The following is an 18,077-nucleotide window of genomic DNA, read 5'->3' as shown; positions in this document are numbered from 1 at the left end:
CCTCTTGGTTGATCCACCAATGCAGGCGCCGGAAACGTCGGTGTTTCCGTGTCGTGAACCAGTCGTCCGCGGCCGGTCCACGCTGCTTCACTGACGGCCATGGACCTGAACACGGTGTTGGAGATACGGGACGCACGGATCCCGTCGCCCTGGCGGCCGGGTGACGCCTGGCTCGGAGGCGGTACGTATCTCTTCTCCGAACCGCAGCCGCACCTGCGACGCCTGGTGGACCTGAGCCGGACCGGCTGGCCCCCGGTGCGGCTGCGTCCGGACGGCTCGGTGGAGATCGCCGCCACCTGCACCATCGCCCAGCTGTCCCGGTTCGCGAAGAATCTGGAGGCCGAGGCGGCGCCACTGTTCGAGCAGTGCTGCCGAGCCTTCCTGGCCTCCTTCAAGATCTGGAACATGGCCACGGTGGGCGGCAATCTGTGCAATGCGCTGCCGGCGGGTCCGATGATCTCGCTGACGGCGGCCCTGGACGGAGAGTGCCTGCTGCTGGCCCGGAACGGCGTCCGGCGCCGGGTAAAGGTCACGGACTTCGTCACGGGAGCCGGCCGCAAGGATCTCGCCGAGGGGGAGCTGCTGCGCTCCGTCACACTCCCGGCCCGCGCGCCGGCCTGCCGTACGGCGTTCCGGCAGGCGTCGCTGTACGGGCTCGGGCGGTCCGGGGCATTGGCCGTCGGCACGCTCGATCCCCTGGACGGCTCCTTGGCGATCACGGTGACGGCCGCGACGGTCCGCCCGGTGCGGCTGTGGTTCCCGCTGCCTCCGAGCAGGGACGGGCTGCGTGCGGCCATCGACTCCGCCGTCGCCGACGACGAGTGGTTCGACGACATGCACGGACTGCCTGAGTGGCGGCGGCACATGACGTTCCGTTTCGCGGAGGAGATCCGGCGGGAACTCGGAGGGGCGACACGATGAAGGTCGAAGTCAACGGAAGGCCCTTCGAGGAGGAGCCCCGCCCGGGGCAGTGTCTGCGCACGTATCTGCGCGAGCGCGGCTGGTTCGGCGTGAAGAAGGGCTGCGACGCCGGGGACTGCGGAGCCTGCACGGTCCACGTGGACGGCGAGCCGGTCCACAGCTGTCTGTACCCGGCCTTCCGCGCCGACGGCCGCACGGTCACCACTGTCGAGGGACTGGCCTCGCCCGGAGGTGAACTCCACCCTGTGCAGCAGAGGTTCCTCGACGCCCAGGGCTTCCAGTGCGGGTTCTGCACGGCCGGGTTCCTGATGACGACGGCGGCACTGGACGAGGGCCAGCTCGCCGATCTTCCACGGGCGTTCAAGGGAAATCTGTGCCGCTGCACCGGCTACCGGGCCATCGAGGACTCGGTGCGCGGGGTGTGTCACGTCGAGTCCCCCGACGCCGGCGAGTCCGTCGGCCGCAGTCTGCCCGCCCCGGCCGGGCCGCAGGTCGTCACCGGCACCGCCCGCTACACCTTCGACATCGATGTGCCCGGACTGCTGCACATGAAGCTGCTGCGCTCCCCGCACGCCCACGCCCGCATCACCGCCATCGACACGGCGGCGGCCCTTCGCGTGCCGGGCGTCCATGCCGTGTTCACCCATCAGGACGCCCCCGAACGGCACTTCTCCACCGCCCGCCACGAGCACCCCGAGGAGGACCCGGACGACACCCGCGTCCTCGACGACACCGTCCGCCACATCGGCCAGCGAGTAGCGGCGGTGGTCGCCGACAGCGAGGCCGCCGCGGAGGAGGGCTGCCGGCGCATGGAGGTGGCGTACGAAGTCCTGCCCGCCGTGCTCGATCCGGAGGAGGCCATGCGGCCCGGCGCTCCGGTCGTGCACGACAAGGACCCTTCGACGGCCCGGATCTCACGTCCCGCCGACAACGTCGTGGGCGAGACGCACGGCGAGATCGGCGACGTCGAGGCGGGCTTCGCCGAGGCGGACGCGGTACTCGAGAGGACATTTCGCACCCAGCGCGTCCAGCACGCCAGTCTGGAGACGCACGGCGCCGTAGCCTGGCTCGACGAGGACGACCGTCTCGTCGTCCGCTCCAGCACCCAGACCCCGTTCCTGACCCGCCGTGCACTGTGCGCCCTGTACGACCTCCCGCACGACAGGGTCCGTGTCATGGCCGGCCGGGTGGGCGGTGGTTTCGGCGGCAAGCAGGAGATGCTCGTCGAGGACGTCGTCGCCCTCGCCGTACTGCGGCTGCGCCGCCCCGTGAAGCTGGAGTACACACGTGCGGAGCAGTTCTACGGCGCGACCACCCGGCACCCCTTCGTCATCGGTGTGAAGGCCGGCGCCCGCCGGGACGGCACACTGACCGCGCTGCAACTGCGGGTCGTGTCGAACACGGGCGCGTACGGCAACCACGGCCCGGCGGTGATGTTCCACAGCGTCGGCGAGTCGACCGCCGTCTACCGCGCCCCGCACAAGAAGGTCGACGCCTATTCCGTCTACACCCATACCGTTCCTGCGGGCGCCTTCCGGGGCTACGGCCTGGGGCAGGTGACGTTCGCCGTCGAGTCCGCGCTCGACGAACTCGCCCGTGACCTCGGCATGGATCCGCTGGAGTTCAAGGCGAAGAACATCATCGGACCGGGCGAGGCGATGATCACCCCGGGCGGCGAGGAAGAGGATCTGTACATCGCCAGCTACGGCCTCGACCAATGCCTGGCCATCGTCCGCCGCACCCAGGCGGAGCCCGCCACCGTCCCCGTCCCGGAGGGCTGGCTGGTGGGCGAGGGCACCGCCCTGTCGATGATCGCCACCGGTCCGCCCGGCGGCCACATCGCCGACGCACGGGCCACCCTCCTGCCCGACGGAAGCTTCGAACTCGGCGTCGGTACGGCGGAGTTCGGAAACGGCACCACCACCGTGCACCGCCAGATCGCGGCGGGCGAACTCGCCACCACCGTCGACCGCATCACCGTCCGCCAGTCCGACACGGACGTCGTACGGCACGACACGGGCGCCTTCGCCTCGACGGGCGTCGTGGTCGCGGGCAAGGCCACCCTCCGCGCCTCGCGCGCCCTGTCCGACATGCTCCTCGACTTCTCCGCCGCCCACCTGGGCGTCCCGCGCGCGGAGTGCCGGCTCACCGAGGAAGCGGTGCTCCACCCCGGCGGGCGCCTGACGCTCAAGGAACTGCACGCAGCAGGGCAGGCGGTCGGGGTCGGCTTCGCCGCCGACGGGCACTTCGGCGGCACCCCGCGCTCGGTCGCCTTCAACGCCCAGTGGTTCCGGATCGCCGTGGACCCGGACACCGGGGAGATCCGCATCCTGCGCAGCGTGCACGCCGCCGACGCGGGCAAGGTCATGAACCCGATGCAGTGCCGCGGCCAGGTCGAGGGCGGCGTCGCCCAGGCACTGGGCGCCACGCTCTTCGAGAACGTCCGTATCGACGGGCGGGGCGAGGTCGAGACGGCCGCCTTCCGCCGCTACCGGCTCCCCCAGTACGCCGACATCCCGCGCACCGAGGTCCACTTCATGGAGACGGCCGACGCCATCGGGCCGCTCGGCGCCAAGTCGATGAGCGAGAGCCCCTTCAACCCGGTCGCTCCCGCCTTCGCCAACGCACTGCGGGATGCGACCGGCGTCCGGTTCACCCGGCTCCCCCTCACCCGCGACCGGGTATGGCTGGCGCTGTCGGGTCGCGGCGTGAGCGGTTCCCCGTAGAAGCCGCCGAACCCCCGCACGCGGTCGGTGGGACGGATCTCCGGGATCCAGTACCGACGATGCCGATGCCCGGCCTTGTCAGCGCTCGGCATCCGGGGGTCGTTGCCGGGCGCGATGTACGGCTCCGTGTCCGCGCCGTCGTACGACCGTCGTGGGTCCGGGCGGCCGAGCAACCGTCCATGGCGGCGATACCGAGGCCGGAGGTGCCCCCGCGGAGCACCCCTCCGCTGGGCGGATTGCGCAGGACCGTCGAGTGCGCGGCGGTGAACGTCCTCGTCACCGGCCGTGCCGCACACGCCCGTCACCGGCCGGTGACGGTCTCATGCGCCCGGCTCCGGCGGCGGTGCGGTGCCCCGCTCCGGGCAGCCGATGATCACGGCACCCCGGAAGCGGTCCGGCGAGATCGTCGACATCGCGTCGAGCGCCCGGTCCGGTACGGGCAGCAGGTGGGCGTCGACCCAGGTGTCCCCCGCGGCGGTGTGGGTCCATGGGTCCTCGATCACCAGGGCGCCCGGTACGGCGCCGTGGCAGAGCACCCAGTGCGGTACGTCGAACCCCTGCATATCGGCGAGCGAGACCAGGAGCAGCACGTGCTCCCCTCGGCCGAGCGCGCTCCGGATCGCGGTCATGGACAGGTGGCGCGAGTCGACCGGGACACCGGCCCGGCCGGCTTCCACCCGCGACGTCCGCTGGAGCACCGCGCGCCACTCCTGCTCGTCCTGCGGGTACTGGTCGAGCAGGACGGGCCGTTCCGTATCGAGGAAGACGGTGACCGGAGACGACGGCCAGGCCCGACGCACGGCGACGCCCAGTCCGACGGGTTCGCACGCGGGGAAGTTCGTCGCGTCGCGCCACAGCGACAGCTCCGCCCGGCGGTCGAACGATTCCTGCGGCAGCTCCCCCGCGTGCGCCTGTGCGACCAGGGCCGTGACGGCGCCGCACGTGAAGTGCGTCGTCTGCCCGTAGTACGGGGGCTCTGCCACCTCACCGTCGTGGAGCCCGCGCAGATAGCCGGCACCGGGCCCGCCCGACTCCGCAGGGGTGAGCGGGAGGCTCAGCGGGACGAAGCCGAGGGCTGCGGCGGCCTCGGGGTCCACCGTCCACCCTTCCCACTTGACCTGTGCGAGCCCCCGGTCGCGTGCGTGGGAGACCACGGCTTCGACTGCTGTCGGCACGTCACCGACGGCATCGACGATCTTCAGATAGGCCGTGTGCGGGCGTGCCGTCACGAGCGCGGCAGCGGCCCAGTCGTCGCCGTCGTCACCCGGAACGGCCACGATGTGCGGGGCGTGGGCGGAGCGGTCGACCGATCGCCAGCGTTCCGGCACACCGTGGTGGACGAGCCTCCTCAGCGGGGCCGGCGGGCCGGCGGGATCGAACGGTACGACGGTGCTCTTCACGAACGTGTCCTGGTGAGGCGGCATTCCGGCACTCCTCGGTGCGGCGGGAGGGGCGAGGGACGGGGCGTCGGCCACGGGTCCCCGCGGCGGTGGGGGAACGCTGCGCCCGGCGTCATGCACGGGACCTTCGCAGTACCCAGATGAAGTACGGGGCCCCGACCAGGGAGACCATGAGGCCCGCCGGCATCTGGGCAGGTGCGACGAGGGTGCGGCCGAGGGCGTCTGCCACGCAGACCAGCAGCCCGCCGAGCAGCATCGCGACCGGGATCACGCGGCCGTGCCGGGCACCCACCAGTGACCTGGCGAGGTGCGGGGCGACGAGCCCCACGAAACCGACGACGCCGACGGCGATCACGCTGAGCGCCGCGAGCACCGCGGCGATCGACAGTGCGGCGAAGCGGGTGCGTTCCGGCCTGACGCCGACCACGCGCGGGGTGTCCTCGTCGACGGCGAGCAGGTCGAGCCGGCGGCCCATGCCGAGCAGTACGGGGAGCGCGAGCGCCAGCGCCACCGCGACCGGTACGACATCGGGCAGCGTGCGCCCGTAGGTCGTCCCGGAGAGCCAGGTGAAGATCCGGGGTGTGTTCCACGGGTCGGCGCGCAACAGGAGGAAGGTGGTGACGGAGCTGAGGCCGTATCCGCAGCCGATGCCGATCAGTACGAACCGGTCGGGCAGGAAGCCGCCACGCCAGGCCAGCAGGGCGATCACCGCGAACGTGGCGAGCCCCGTCGCCACCGCAGCGGCGATGAGCAACGGCCGTCCGCCGGACAGGCCCGATGTCGCGACGCTCGCTGCTCCCAGCCCGGCACCCGCCGTGATGCCGAGAACTCCCGGCTCCGCCAACGGGTTGCGGACCGCGCTCTGCACGACGCATCCGGACAGTCCGAGCGCCGCGCCGGCGAGCACCGCTGCCACCACGCGCGGGACCCGGTCGTCGAGCGCCTGGCCGATCAGATCCGGGGCGGCGCCCCGCACCCAGAGCGCGATGTCCCCCGTCCGCAGCCAGAGGCTCCCCGCGAGGGCCGCCACGAGGACGGCCGCGGCCAGGAGCACCACCGCGCCGAGCACGACGAGGAGGAACGACCGGCGCGACCGTGCGGCGACCCGCGCGTGCGGCGGTTGCCGGAGCCCGCCCGTGTCACGGAGGCGGAGCGCGAGGACCACGATCACGACGGCGCCGAGCAGCGCGGTCGGCACGCCGGTGGGAATCGAGGCGGCCTCCCCGGCGCCCTGCACCGCGCGCAGCGACGCGTCCGCGAGCAGGATGAGCAATGCGCCGAGCAGCCCGGACGCGGGCACCATGAGGAGATGCCTGCGCAGCGCCCCGACCCGTCCCGCGATCAGGCGGGCCAGGACGGGGGCGCCGAGTCCGACGAAGGCGATCGGGCCCGCGAGCGTCACCGAGGTGCTGGTCAGGAGCACCGCGCAGAGCACTGCGGTCACCCGGGTGGTGCGGATCGGCACCCCGAGGGAGGACGCGGCGTCGTCGCCGAGGCTCATCACGTCCAGCTTCCGGGACAGTGCCAGGGCGACGCACAGCACCACGGCCAGGAGGGGGAAGGCACGTACCGACGCGTCGATGTTCAGTTGCGCGAGCGAGCCGCTGCCCCAGGCGAAGAGGCCGGTCGTGTTCTGTTCGAACAGGATGAGCAGCATCGCGGTCGCCGAGTCCAGGGCCATCGCCATCGCCGATCCGGCAAGGATGAGGCGTGTGCCCGTGGTGCCCGCGGCCCGGCCCGCGAGGGCCAGCACGAGCGCCGCCGCGAGCAGGCCGCCCGCGAAGGCGACGGCGCCCGACGCCCACAGCGGGACGGTGAGGCCGAAGGCCGCGACGAGCGAGAGCGTGAAGTAGGCGCCGGCCGTGACCGCGAGGGTGTCGGGGGAGGCGAGCGCGTTGCGCGTGACGGACTGCAACAGCGCACCGGCGGTGCCGAGGGCGAAGCCCACCGCCACGCCCGCGAGCAGGCGCGGCAGGCGCGAGCCGGTGAAGATCTCGCCGACCGGTGCCCCGCCGGTGTTCTCCCGGTGCCCAGCGAGGTACCGCACCAGGTCCCGGACGCCCACGCCGGACGTCCCCTGCGTCAGGTGCCACACACCCACCGCTGCGACCCCGACGAGGAGGAGCGCCAGGACGGCCGCCCCGGCGGAGCCGCGGTCGCTGCGCGACCACGGCCTCCGTCCGGGGGCCGGCGTCTGCGGGGTGCTCACCTCTTGCCGGGTGCTCACTTCTTGCCGGGTGCTCACTTCTTGCGGGGTGCTCACTTCTTGCGGGGTACTCATCTCCTGCTGGGTGCTCACTTCTTGTCGAGCACGTCGACGTACGCGTCGATCGCCTGCTCGCAGGAACGCGGACCGCCCGCGCCCCACACCCGCGCCGGGAACGCGTGCGCGCGGCCTTCCTTCACTGCCGGGAGCGACTTCCAGATCGGGTTCTTCTCCAGCGCCGCGACGTATCCACCCGCCCCTTCGTCATTGGCGTAGAAGAGGTTGGCCTTCCCCACGGCGGTGAGTCCCTCGACATCGGTCTGAGCAAGGCCGTACGAGGGATCGACACCCCCGTTCCCGTGGGCCTTGTTGACGTCGTCGGTCCACGCGGGGGTCATGCCGAGCTCTTCGCCTATCGCGGTGAACAGGGCACCCTTGCCGTAGGGGCGGACGGTGAGGTTGCCCCCCTGGAGCCATCCGTCGAAGAACAGGAAGTCCTTCGTCGGCAGACCGGCGGCGGTCACCTGCTTCTTGGCCGTGGCGAGGTGCTCGTCGAACTCCTGGAGCACCTGGTCGGCCCGCTCGGTGCGCCCCGTCGCCTTGCCGATCATGCTGAACACGTTCTGCATGTTCTTGATCGGGTCGGCCGGATCGGCGCCCAGCGTGGCCAGCACCGGCACGCCCCGCTTCTCCAGCTTCTTGATGATCTCGTCGTCGGCCTTGAACGCCTCCACGACGACGAGATCGGGCTTCGTCGCGAAGAGGGTGTCGAGGTCGGGCTCCTCACGGGTACCGATGTCCTTCACCCCGTCGGGGAGCTTCTCCGCACTCACCCAGGTGCTGTATCCCTTCGCGTCGGAGACCGCGACGGGGGTCACGCACAGGGTGAGCGCGTCCTCGATCTGCTGCCATTCCAGGACCGCGATTCGCTCGGCGGGCTTGTCGAGCTTCACCTGTCGCCCGACGCCGTCCTTGAAGGAAACCGGCTTCGTGGATGTCGTCGTGGTGTCCCCGGCGCAGCTCTTCGACGAGGGCGACGCCTCGCCCCCGGCTGCCGTCGTCTTCTCGACGCCGGTCGTGCCGCAGGCCGTTGCGGTGAGGACGACGGCGAGGCCTGTGGCGGCTGCTGCCACCAGGCGACGGGCACGGTTCATTGAGGAGCCTCTTTCCGATGATTCGGTGGAGCGGTTGATTCGGTGGAGCGGTTGATCGGGGAGCGCTTGATCGGGGAGCGCTTGATTCGGTGGAGCGGCTTCTAGCGATGCGCCGGAGCAGCCGATGCGCTGCTCCGGGCGGAGTGCCGCCCGAGTGGGTCGATACGGAGACGTCCCGTGCGGGGGTCGACTGCGACCTCGACGGCGATGTCGTAGACCTCGCCGATGTTCTCCGCGGTGAGGACGTCGACGGGGGCGCCCGCCGCGTGCACACGGCCGGAGCGCATGAGGACCAGCGTGTCCGCGACGCGGGACGCGTGGTCGAGGTCGTGCAGCACGATGCCCACCGCGACGCCGTGCTCCTCCACGAGGTCGCGCACCAGGTCGAGCGTCTCGATCTGATAGCGCAGGTCCAGATGGTTCGTCGGCTCGTCCAGCAGCACGACGCCGGTGTCCTGGGCCAGGCAGGCCGATAGCCAGACACGCTGCATCTCCCCGCCGGAGAGTTCTCCCGCCGGCCGGTCGGCCATGTCCCGCACACCGGTGACATCCATGGCGTGCTCGACGGCACTCCGGTCATCGGCGGACAGGCCGGCGAAACCGCGCCGGTACGGGTGGCGGCCGAATGCCACCACCTCCGAAACCGTCAGCCCCTGTGGCGCGGGCCTCGACTGGGAGAACAGGGTGACCTCGCGGGCGAACCGGCGTGCGCTCAACAGGGCTGCCGCACGCTCGGGATGTCCGTCGCGGGCGCCGAGCGTCACCCGGCCGTCGTCCACCGGGTGGAGTCGGGCGAGGGCACGCAGCAGTGTGGACTTTCCGCTGCCGTTCGGTCCCACCAGAGCGGTCGCGCGCCCCGGCTCCAGGGTCAGCGAGACGCCGTGGACGACTGGCGTTCCGCCGTATCGCAGCACCAGGTCATGGCCGTTGAGGGCGGCTGCCGGCGCGTCGGGGCCGACGGCACGCCGAACGGCGCGCCGGGAAGAGCTTGTGAACATCGGTGGGTCCGGGTGACTGGAGGGGCAACGACTGCGGCACCCTCCGTCCGGCCGTTGCCGGCCGGGCCGCGGACTCCCCGGATCCGGAACGACCGTACGCGGCGAGCAACAACAAAGGGTTACCTAACTAAGGGAAGGCTATCCTCCGTTTACCGTGTCGGCAATCAGGAGTTCCGGACACCCGATACGGAGTTCCGGACACCGTCCGGGGCGCCGTCGGCCCCGGCGAAGAACGCGCCCGGCGTGGTTCCCATGACCCGCCGGAAGGCGACGATGAAAGTACTGGGCTGCGCGTAGCCCAGTACGTCGGAGACGGTCTGCACATCGAGCCCCTCGGACAGCAGCGTCAGTGCCCGATGGGCGCGCAGCATCTGCCGCCACTGCGCGAAGGAGAGTCCGGTCGCATGGCGGAACGCGCGGGCGATCGTGCGGTCGCTGATCCCCAGTGCGCGCGCCCACTCGTCCAGCGAGCGGCAGTCGGCGGGATCGTCCAGCAGGGCTTCGGCGATCGCGTCGATCCGGGCGTCGCCGGGCAACTGCAACGCGAACTGGCGCTCCGACGGCTGGAGCACGTCGAACACCACCGCCTCCGCCCGTGCCCTGGCACCGGCGTCGAGATCCGTGCGGGCCAGATGGGCAAGCAAGGACTCCAGCACCGGCGTCATCGTGATCGCCGTCGGCCCCTCGAACGTGAACGGTGTGCGGTCGGGAGCGAAGAAGGCGTCATGGAACTCCACACCCGCCGTCGTCCGCCCCCCGTGCACCACTCCGGCCGGCATCCACAACCCGTGCCCCTCGGAGACGGTGAAGACACGGTCCTCCACACGGGACGTCAGCGTCCCCCCGCGCACCCAGACGAGCTCGTGCAGATGATGCGAGTGCGGGGCCCACTCCGTGGGAACGGGAGGGACCTGCGATTCGGCGAGGATGACGAAGGGTGCCGCCGCCCGTCCCGGAACGGCTGCGGCCCGACGCACCACGGTGCTCGATTCGCGCCGCCACATCCCCGGGCTCGCGCCATTACGGGATGATTCGGCCATACGGGCGAGTGTATCCAGGGCCTGTACCGACGTCGTACGCCCCCATGGGCCGGACGGACACATGCACGCTTCCGTGACGCAAGCTCCGGTGCCCACCCGGCCGACGGCGGTTGCGATCCGGCCGTCCCGCGGCACCCGCGCGAGCGCCGCCCGGGCGCGGGAAGTCCCGCGAGGGAATGCCCGCACGGCGAAGCCACCGTGTCGGGCACACGGGAACCGATGCCCCTGCTCCGGAGCGCGCGGGCTGTGCGAGCAGCGGGGCGCGGACGCCGGGAGCGGTCAACCGCCCAGCGCCCTCGCGAACGCTCCTGCCTCCTGCGCGACTCCGCTGCAGGTGTCGACGGCCTTCGACGTGTCCTCGCCGGTGCATTCCCGGTCGCGGAAAGTGGCCCACTCGGAGAGCGCGCCGATTCCCTTCCGCCCGGCGAAGGCGCGCAGCGACGCCGCGTCGGCGAGGGTGAACCTCTCCCCGCCCACGTCGTTGACGCCGATCATCACGGTGATGTGCAGCGCCCGCCAGGCCGCGGTGTCCGACAGCCCCAGCACGTCGGTGAGCTGGCCGTGGGCCGCCTCGGCGGCCTGCTGCGCGTATTCGCTCATGTCTCCGTCGTAGGAGGAGCCGTAGTTCATCGCCATGATGTTCACCGCGGACACATCGACGCCCTGCTGCGCGGCGTCGCCGAGCAGATCGGTCCCGGTCTCCTCCAGACCGTCCGGCATCACGGGCAGCGTGTACGTCACATCGAGGTCCCGCTCCTTCTGGAGCAGACGCAGCGCCCGGTCGCGGCGAACGATCGACGCCCGGTCGGTGAGTGCGTCGCCCTCGACATCGAAGTCGGCCTTGTCCGCACCGACCGCGTCGAGCACCCGCGCATAGGCGTCGGCCAGTTCCCGGGCACTGTCGCAGGCGAGCGCGAGCTCGTTCCCCGCGGCACCGCCGAAGGAGACCCGGATGTCCGCGCCGGTCCCGGTGAGCGCGGCGATACGCGAGACCACCGCCTTGTCGTCGGCCTCGGCGGAGCCGCCCCACAACGGTGTGCAGCGGTCGCCGTCGGCGACGACGAAGGCGAGGTTGTACGTGTCGGGGGAACCGGCCGAGTCCGTGCCGGCGGCGGTCGTGGCACTGACGTACGGGTTGTACGCCGTCGAGGCCGTGGCGGGCCCGGAGCGGGCCGCCGGGCCCGCGCCCCGGTCCTGGTTCGCCGCCGCGCCGGTCGCGCAGGCGGAGCAGGCGAGCCCGAGTGCGAGCAGTCCGGCAACGACAGGAGTGATTCGCTTCGCGTGGCCGGCCGTGCCGCCGGGGGAACGCTTCTGGGGAATTCGCATTGCTTACACCTGCTCTCGTGAACGTTGCCCCGGAACGGTGGGGAGAAGGGCCGGGGCACATGGAGAACCTCTCATATGCCGGCCCCTCCCCCACCCACAGGAAATTCATGGCCGGAAGCCCCAGGAAGGCTCGCCCGAATTCCAAGATGCAGCAGTGCAAGGCGATTTGGTGCCTTCCGGACCACGGTCGAGCAGGACGCGAAAGGACTCGTTCTCTCAGCCGGCCAACAGGTTGACCGCGCATCCACAGCTTCTGGCCAGCAAAGCCCCAGACTTCGCACATTGCCATTCGTCAGCATGCGCAAATGCAATCCGACATCGCCATCGAGAATGACTCGACCCCAGCCAAGCGCCGCAGGCACGCCGGCGCGCCCAGGTCCCGTGCCGGGGCAGGGCCCGGGCACCAGGAGGGGCCCGTATTCGTGGACGGCTCCGGGCGCCGGGCGAGACTGCTCCGCCGCGCAGGGATCGCGCTGGGCGTCGCCTGTGTCGGTTACGCGGGCGTGCTCGTGCTCGCCTTCGTGGGAGGCATCTCCATGTCGCCCTCGCAGTTGCTGCCCTTCGGCGGCGCACCCGCGGCGCGGAGCGGGCCGGCCGGGAACACCCCTCCGGGCGCCGAAGGGGCACCGCCGGACGGCCGGCCGGGAGCCGGGGCGGGCGGGCAGTTGTCACCCGCTGCCTCCCCCTCCGTCTCCGCCACCACGGGCGCGGCCCGATGAGCCGGACCCACGGCCGTGCCCCGGCCGGGCGACGGCATGCCACGCCCGGCAGGATCGTGCGTGCCGGCCGGCACGCCGTCCCCGGACCGCGGGTGGTCATCGCTCTTCTGCTGCTGCTCGGCCTCGTCTCCGTGATGCTGCTCGACGGCTATCTGCGGGCCGAAGTCGGCAACGACCAGCGGGTCCGCTCCGACGCGAGCTCCAGCGAGGTCCCGGAGAGCGTCCTCGACGGCGGCCCCTTCCTCAGCTTCGAGGGGGGTACCGCGCACACCCGGTCGGTGCCGGACAAGACGATCGTGCTCACCTTCGACGACGGCCCCGACCCCGAGTGGACCCAGCAGGTGCTCGACATCCTGGACGACAACGATGTGCCGGGCACATTCTTCCTGGTCGGCTCGATGGTCTCGCGGTACCCGGATGTCGTGCGCCGGATGGTCGACGACGGCAACGAGGTGGGCGTCCACACCTTCACCCACGTCGATCTCTCGTACCGGAGTTCCTCCCGCATCACCCGCGAGATCGCCCAGACTCAGCTCGCCCTTGCGGGGGCCGCGGGCATCACGACCACTCTGTTCCGCGCCCCGTACTCCTCGACCAACGACGCCATCGACAACTACAGCTGGCCCGTCTACAAGAAGCTCGGCGCCATGGGGTACACCAGCGTCTTCATCGACACCGACAGCGAGGACTGGCAGAAGCCCGGCGTCAGCAAGATCGTCGAATGGGCCACTCCGAAGAGCGGGAAGGGCGCTTCGGTGCTCTTCCACGACGCGGGTGGCAACCGGGCCCAGACACTTGAGGCGCTGCCGAAGTACATCAAGAAGATGAAGGCCGAGGGCTACACCTTCACCACGGTCAGCGGTGCACAGGCGACGGCGGCCGATCGGAGCGCACAGGGCGTTCCCGGAGCGGGGACCGCCACCGGCGATGCCACGAGAGGCGACCCCGACCAGGCCGCTCACCGGCCCGCCGACACCGTCACCCGCTGGGAGGGCCGTGCTCTCCTCGCCGCGGTGGCTGTCGCGGAATGGACCGTACCCGGCCTGGCCGCCGCACTGGTGGTGGTCGGAGTCGCCGTGATGGGCAGGTTCGGCATGATGCTCCTCCTCGCCCGGCGTCACCACCGGCAACGCAACAGGGGCGAGTTCGCCTGGGGGCCGGCGGTCACCGCACCGGTGAGCGTGATCGTCCCCGCGTACAACGAGCGGGAGTGCATCGCCAATACACTCAACTCGCTGGCGGCGAGCACTCATCCGATCGAGATCATCGTCGTCGACGACGGTTCGACCGACGGGACCGCCGAGATCGCCGAGTCACTGGGGCTGCCCCATGTCCGGGTCGTGCGCCAGGAGAACGCGGGCAAGTCGGCGGCGCTCAACAACGGTGTGCGGCAGGCACGTTACGAGATCGTCGTCATGATGGACGGCGACACCGTGTTCGAACCCGACACCGTGCACCGTCTCGTGCAGCCGTTCGGCGACCCGGAAGTCGGCGCGGTGGCCGGAAACGCCAAGGTCGGCAACCGCAACACCGTGATCGGCGCCTGGCAGCACATCGAATACGTGATGGGCTTCAACCTCGACCGCCGCATGTACGACCTGCTGCGCTGCATGCCCACCATCCCGGGTGCGATCGGCGCGTTCCGCCGCGGGGCCGTACTGGCCGTCGGCGGGATGAGCGAGGACACGCTCGCCGAGGACACCGACATCACGATCGCTCTGCAACGGGCCGGATGGCGGGTCGTGTACGCCGAGCACGCGCGTGCCTGGACCGAGGCTCCCGCGTCGCCGGGGCAGCTGTGGCAGCAGCGCTACCGCTGGAGCTACGGCACGATGCAGGCGCTCTGGAAGCACCGCGGATCGGTTCTGGACCGGGGCCCCTCGGGACGCTTCGGCCGGATCGGCATGCCGCTGGTCGTCCTCTTCCAGATCGTCACACCCGCCTTCGCACCGCTGATCGATGTGTTCACCCTCTACGCGATGATCTTTGTGGACCCGACGGCGTCCCTGCTCGCCTGGCTGGCCGTACTGGTGGTCCAACTGGTCTGCGCCGCCTACGCGTTCCGTCTGGACGGCGAGAAGTACCGCTATCTGCTGATGCTCCCGCTGCAGCAACTGGCCTACCGGCAGCTGATGTATCTGGTGCTGATCCACTCGTGTGTCACCGCCGCGGCCGGTGGCCGGCTGCGCTGGCAGAAGCTGAAGCGCACCGGCACGGTCGGCGCTCCCACGCCCGGTACGGAGGTGCGCTGATGGCGGGCGCGCACCGCAGGGGGGCGCCGCGGCCGTCGCCGCCCGCGGAGGAGCGGTCGGCGCCCGTCGTCACCGGGACGCCGGTCCCCGCGCCGTGCGGGCCTCCGGTCCCCACCGGCCGAGGCGGCCGTGACCGCTATTTCGACGCGCTGCGGGCCGTCGCCCTGGTGCGTGTGGTCACCTATCACACCTTCGAATGGCCCTGGCTGGGGCTGGTGTTCCCCTCGATGGGGGTGATGTTCGCGCTCGCCGGATCGCTCATGGCACGCTCCCTGGAACGTCCCGCCGCACAGGTGATCCGCGGCCGGCTGCGCAGGCTGCTGATCCCGCTGTGGGCGTTCGCCCTGGTGCTTGGCGTGGCGATGCTGCTGCACGGATGGCGGCCCGGCGCCGACGTCCTCTACTGGGTGCTGCCGGTGGGCGACCCGCCCGGCGACGCCTGGGGCGAACAGGCGTGGGCGGTGCTCTGGTACCTGCGCACCTACCTGTGGTTCGTCCTGCTGTCGCCCCTCCTGCTGCGTGGGTTCCGGATCGCCCCGCTCCCCGTCCTCGCTCTGTCGCTCTGCCCTGTCCTGCTTCTGACAACGGTGTGGAACGTACCGGACGGGCGCCTGGGCAGTGCGCTCAGCGATCTGTCGGTCTTCCTGTTCTGCTGGCTGCTGGGCTTCGCGCATCGGGAGGGCGTGCTCGACCGGCTGCGCCCTGCCGCCGTCGTGACCTCGGCGCCGGTGGTGATGGCGGCGGGCGTCTGGTGGGCCTTTCACCACCGGATCGACGGTTCCTACGACCTCGACGACATCCCGCTCGCCCAGGCGTTGTGGTCCGCGGGATTCGTTCTGCTGCTCCTGCGTTTCCGGCCACACTTCGGGTGGCCCGCTCGTCATGCCGTGGCCGACCGGGTCGTGAAGCTCTTCAACGCCCGCGCCGTGACCGTCTATCTGTGGCACGAGGTCGCCCTGATGGCGAGCGTGCCCGTGCTGGACCTGATGTGGAATGTGCCGGTCCTCGAACGGGATCTCCCGCTGGACAGTGTGTGGTTCCAGTTCGCCGTCGCCTGGGTGCTGATCCTTGCGGCCGTCGCGCTGTTCGGCTGGATCGAGGATCTCGCGGCGAAGCGGTCGCCGCGACTGCTGCCGTGACCTCGCCGTCCGCCGGGTCCTGGGCCGTCGACCGACGGCGCAGGACCCGGCCGGCACGTAGCGGCGTGTGCTTTCGGGCATCCATTGCCGCTGCCCGGCAGTCGCTCCCGGCGGGACTCCCCGTCAGTGGCCTGTTCTGCCGAGGCACACACACTCCCCCGTCGCAGTGGCGGGGCCGTGCCGGATTCACACCGGCTTCCCCTCAACCGTGGGTGGGACCCCGCGGCGGGGCCCCACCCGTGAGGATCAGGCTCCCCACCGCAGGGCGACGGTGTCTCCCACCTTGATCACCTTCTCGCGGGCGGCGCCGGCGAAGGCGGAGCCGTCGACACTGACCTTCCAGGTGCTGGAGCCGCTGTTGGCCTTGCCGTTGACCACGGTGACGGTGTCGCTGCCCGACGAGGGGGTCACGCCCGTGACGCAGCCCGCCGGGGTGGCGGCGCTCGTCGCGGCGGCCAGGACGTCACCTAGGGTCGTGGTCGTGCCGGTCGGGGTGAAGGAGACCGAGCACACCTTGAGGCCGCCGGTGCCGTCGTCGACGCTCAGCGCGAGTTCGGTGGCGGTGCCCGCGGTGAAGGTGGGCTGGGCGACCCACTGCGGGGCGCCCGGGGTGACCGGAACCGGCGGGGCGGCCGTGAAGCCTCCGCCGGCGACCGCACGAAGCGCGTCGATCGAGGAGTAGGAGGAGGGCGCGGTGTCGGACGGCTGGTACTTGAAACCGCCTCCCGGGTTGTACTGGTTGGCTATCAGGAAATCGATCGGCGTCTTGCCGTTGACCGTGAGGAAGTCGCCGGTCTGCGGGTTGATTCCGCAGGCGTTCAGCCCCGCCACGCCCCAGCCGTTGGAGCTGGTGTTGACCCCGTAGAGGGAGTTGAACGCGCCGGTGGTGGCGACCAGTTTTCCCTTGAGGAAGTTCTTGGCCTTGACGACGCCCGCATCGGTGCCGGGAACGCCCGAGACGCAGAGGGCGGCCATGGCCGCTCCGGTCATGTCGACGTCGCTCGCCGAGTTGAGCGCGGTGGGGTCGCCTTCGGCCTTGCTGTAGGTCCAGCCGCCGTCGACGTGCTGGTTGGCCCGGATACGCGTGACCATCGAGTCGGTCAGCGACTGCGGGATGCGGGTGCCGCCGGCCTGGGTCCTGGCGCCGCCGAGCGCGAGGGCCGCGAACACGGTGCCGTTGAAGTTTGCGGACGGACCGAAGTAGCCGGGCTCGGCGGTCTGCCAGTAGGAGTAGATGTCGGCGACGAGGTTGCGGGAGGCCGAGACCCGGGCCGGGTCGATGCCGGCGGCGTACGCGTTCAGTGTGCCCCGCTCGTAGTCGGTGACCACGGGGGAGGCGGAGGGCCAGCCGGACGTGGAGAGCAGATCACGGTAGACGGTGCGGGCGTTCTTCGTGGTGTCGCCACCCGGAGCGACATCGACGACGGCCGTGCCGGACGCCGCGAAGGCGCTGAACGCCCACTCGTTGGACAGGCCGGAACCGGCATACGAACCGTCCGCCGCCTGGAGCGACTTGAGGTAGGTGACGCCGTTCGTCCTGGACGTGGCCAGCTGGGCGGGGCTGGACGTGGCGAAGGCGGGCAGTGTGGTGAGGGCGAGGGCGCCGAACGCTGCGGGCAGCGCGAGTGCGAGGCGTCGGGGCGTACGAAGACGGGGCATGGCCTGCTCCTGGGATCGGCGGACGCCGGCCTCCAGTGCATGGCCGGACTTCTCCGTGCAGGGACACGGCCGGGCATGGTCGGGAGCCGCCGTCCGGAACGCGTGGTACGGCTTCTCGTAGCTGCGCCGCATGGGCATTCGGGCTCGGAGACGGCCCCCGCCGTTCCATACCGCTGCGCGTCAGCTCCGGCTTCGCACCGGATTCCCCCATGTGGCAGCCCAGGACGCTACCCGAGGGGCCGGGCGGTCCGCCAGACGTCCGGACAGGTGCCGTTCCCGGATGTCCGGGAACCGTCCGGTGAGGCACACACCACCTTGACGGCCCGACCGCATCCGTGTTGCACTCCGGCTGACACGCACTCAGCAGCAGGGGAAGCCGGTCGAATTCCGGCGCTGACCCGCAACCGTGGACCCGGGCTCGTTCCGGGTGAGCCGGAATGCCTGGCGCTGGGACAGAGCACGAGGAACGCCGTCGCGGACTACGGCGTGGTCGTCCAACCTCCCCATGGCGCAGCAGCCCGGTGGGGGGTCAATCGC

The 18,077-nt window shown here is 71.2% G+C and carries 12 protein-coding genes and 3 riboswitches; of the genes, 5 read left to right on the top strand and 7 right to left on the bottom strand.

Annotation, left to right across the window (positions count from 1 at the left end; translation table 11 throughout):
• Window positions 1–99 precede the first annotated feature (99 nt).
• Both AB0D53_RS16605 and AB0D53_RS16600 read left to right on the top strand, forming a co-directional pair.
• On the top strand, window positions 100–921 hold the full coding sequence (locus AB0D53_RS16605) for an FAD binding domain-containing protein (protein WP_362446301.1): 822 nt from the start codon (window positions 100–102) through the stop codon (window positions 919–921).
• Window positions 918–3,647, top strand: coding sequence for a molybdopterin-dependent oxidoreductase (locus AB0D53_RS16600; RefSeq protein ID WP_362446298.1), 2,730 nt, complete (start codon window positions 918–920; stop codon window positions 3,645–3,647). The genes AB0D53_RS16605 and AB0D53_RS16600 overlap by 4 nt, the downstream gene beginning before the upstream one ends.
• Window positions 3,648–3,967: 320 nt before the next feature.
• Here AB0D53_RS16600 and AB0D53_RS16595 read toward each other — a convergent pair whose 3' ends face one another.
• The 6 genes from AB0D53_RS16595 to AB0D53_RS16570 all read right to left on the bottom strand — a co-directional run bounded on the left by AB0D53_RS16595 (window position 3,968) and on the right by AB0D53_RS16570 (window position 11,771).
• A complete protein-coding gene (locus AB0D53_RS16595) occupies window positions 3,968–5,071 on the bottom strand; it encodes a peptidase C39 family protein (RefSeq protein WP_362446295.1) in 1,104 nt (367 codons plus the stop codon).
• Between the two features lie 88 nt (window positions 5,072–5,159).
• Window positions 5,160–7,256 carry an iron ABC transporter permease gene (locus tag AB0D53_RS16590; RefSeq protein ID WP_362446445.1) on the bottom strand — a complete coding sequence of 699 codons (2,097 nt, stop codon included), beginning with the start codon at window positions 7,254–7,256 and terminating at the stop codon, window positions 5,160–5,162.
• An 86-nt stretch (window positions 7,257–7,342) separates the two neighbouring features.
• A complete protein-coding gene (locus AB0D53_RS16585) occupies window positions 7,343–8,407 on the bottom strand; it encodes an iron-siderophore ABC transporter substrate-binding protein (RefSeq protein WP_362446292.1) in 1,065 nt (354 codons plus the stop codon).
• A gap of 101 nt (window positions 8,408–8,508) precedes the next feature.
• The gene (locus AB0D53_RS16580; RefSeq protein WP_362446289.1) at window positions 8,509–9,405 is read right to left on the bottom strand and encodes an ABC transporter ATP-binding protein; all 897 of its coding nucleotides are present in this window, start codon (window positions 9,403–9,405) and stop codon (window positions 8,509–8,511) included.
• Between the two features lie 164 nt (window positions 9,406–9,569).
• Window positions 9,570–10,409 carry an AraC family transcriptional regulator gene (locus AB0D53_RS16575; protein ID WP_362446442.1) on the bottom strand — a complete coding sequence of 280 codons (840 nt, stop codon included), beginning with the start codon at window positions 10,407–10,409 and terminating at the stop codon, window positions 9,570–9,572.
• A 315-nt stretch (window positions 10,410–10,724) separates the two neighbouring features.
• Complete coding sequence (locus AB0D53_RS16570; protein WP_362446286.1) at window positions 10,725–11,771, bottom strand: chitinase; 1,047 nt, start codon at window positions 11,769–11,771, stop codon at window positions 10,725–10,727.
• Window positions 11,772–12,076: 305 nt separating this feature from the next.
• Between AB0D53_RS16570 and AB0D53_RS16565 the strand changes: the two genes are divergently transcribed.
• The 3 genes from AB0D53_RS16565 to AB0D53_RS16555 are packed head-to-tail and all read left to right on the top strand — an operon-like array spanning window position 12,077 to window position 15,881.
• Entirely contained in the window at window positions 12,077–12,490 is a 414-nt protein-coding gene (locus tag AB0D53_RS16565; protein ID WP_362446283.1) for a hypothetical protein, read from the top strand.
• A complete protein-coding gene (locus tag AB0D53_RS16560) occupies window positions 12,487–14,742 on the top strand; it encodes a bifunctional polysaccharide deacetylase/glycosyltransferase family 2 protein (protein ID WP_362446280.1) in 2,256 nt (751 codons plus the stop codon). The genes AB0D53_RS16565 and AB0D53_RS16560 overlap by 4 nt, the downstream gene beginning before the upstream one ends.
• Window positions 14,742–15,881 carry an acyltransferase gene (locus tag AB0D53_RS16555; RefSeq protein ID WP_362446277.1) on the top strand — a complete coding sequence of 380 codons (1,140 nt, stop codon included), beginning with the start codon at window positions 14,742–14,744 and terminating at the stop codon, window positions 15,879–15,881. Before AB0D53_RS16560 ends, AB0D53_RS16555 begins: the two co-directional genes overlap by 1 nt.
• 128 nt (window positions 15,882–16,009) lie before the next feature.
• Window positions 16,010–16,101, bottom strand: a riboswitch (cobalamin riboswitch).
• 26 nt (window positions 16,102–16,127) lie between these two features.
• Here the strand turns inward: AB0D53_RS16555 and AB0D53_RS16550 are convergent.
• Window positions 16,128–17,540: a hypothetical protein gene (locus tag AB0D53_RS16550; RefSeq protein WP_362446274.1), complete on the bottom strand. Its 1,413-nt coding sequence runs from the start codon at window positions 17,538–17,540 to the stop codon at window positions 16,128–16,130.
• A gap of 132 nt (window positions 17,541–17,672) precedes the next feature.
• Window positions 17,673–17,748: riboswitch (cobalamin riboswitch) on the bottom strand.
• Between the two features lie 116 nt (window positions 17,749–17,864).
• A riboswitch (cobalamin riboswitch) is annotated at window positions 17,865–18,004 on the top strand.
• The last annotated feature ends 73 nt before the right edge of the window (window positions 18,005–18,077 follow it).

Source organism: Streptomyces sp. NPDC048295 (genome assembly GCF_040652135.1).
Classification (GTDB): Bacteria; Actinomycetota; Actinomycetes; order Streptomycetales; family Streptomycetaceae; genus Streptomyces.
Note: the sequence above shows the minus strand (reverse complement) of the source record. Positions and strands in the feature narration are given on the sequence as shown.

Excerpts from the sequence above, each read along its gene's own strand:
- AB0D53_RS16595 (WP_362446295.1), bottom strand. The coding sequence starts at position 5,071 with ATGCCGCCTCACCAGGACACGTTCGTGAAGAGCACCGTCGTACCGTTC.
- AB0D53_RS16605 (WP_362446301.1), top strand. The coding sequence starts at position 100 with ATGGACCTGAACACGGTGTTGGAGATACGGGACGCACGGATCCCGTCG.
- AB0D53_RS16600 (WP_362446298.1), top strand. The coding sequence starts at position 918 with ATGAAGGTCGAAGTCAACGGAAGGCCCTTCGAGGAGGAGCCCCGCCCG.
- AB0D53_RS16580 (WP_362446289.1), bottom strand. The coding sequence starts at position 9,405 with ATGTTCACAAGCTCTTCCCGGCGCGCCGTTCGGCGTGCCGTCGGCCCC.
- AB0D53_RS16560 (WP_362446280.1), top strand. The coding sequence starts at position 12,487 with ATGAGCCGGACCCACGGCCGTGCCCCGGCCGGGCGACGGCATGCCACG.
- AB0D53_RS16565 (WP_362446283.1), top strand. The coding sequence starts at position 12,077 with ATGCAATCCGACATCGCCATCGAGAATGACTCGACCCCAGCCAAGCGC.
- AB0D53_RS16550 (WP_362446274.1), bottom strand. The coding sequence starts at position 17,540 with ATGCCCCGTCTTCGTACGCCCCGACGCCTCGCACTCGCGCTGCCCGCA.
- AB0D53_RS16570 (WP_362446286.1), bottom strand. The coding sequence starts at position 11,771 with ATGCGAATTCCCCAGAAGCGTTCCCCCGGCGGCACGGCCGGCCACGCG.
- AB0D53_RS16555 (WP_362446277.1), top strand. The coding sequence starts at position 14,742 with ATGGCGGGCGCGCACCGCAGGGGGGCGCCGCGGCCGTCGCCGCCCGCG.
- AB0D53_RS16585 (WP_362446292.1), bottom strand. The coding sequence starts at position 8,407 with ATGAACCGTGCCCGTCGCCTGGTGGCAGCAGCCGCCACAGGCCTCGCC.
- AB0D53_RS16575 (WP_362446442.1), bottom strand. The coding sequence starts at position 10,409 with ATGTGGCGGCGCGAATCGAGCACCGTGGTGCGTCGGGCCGCAGCCGTT.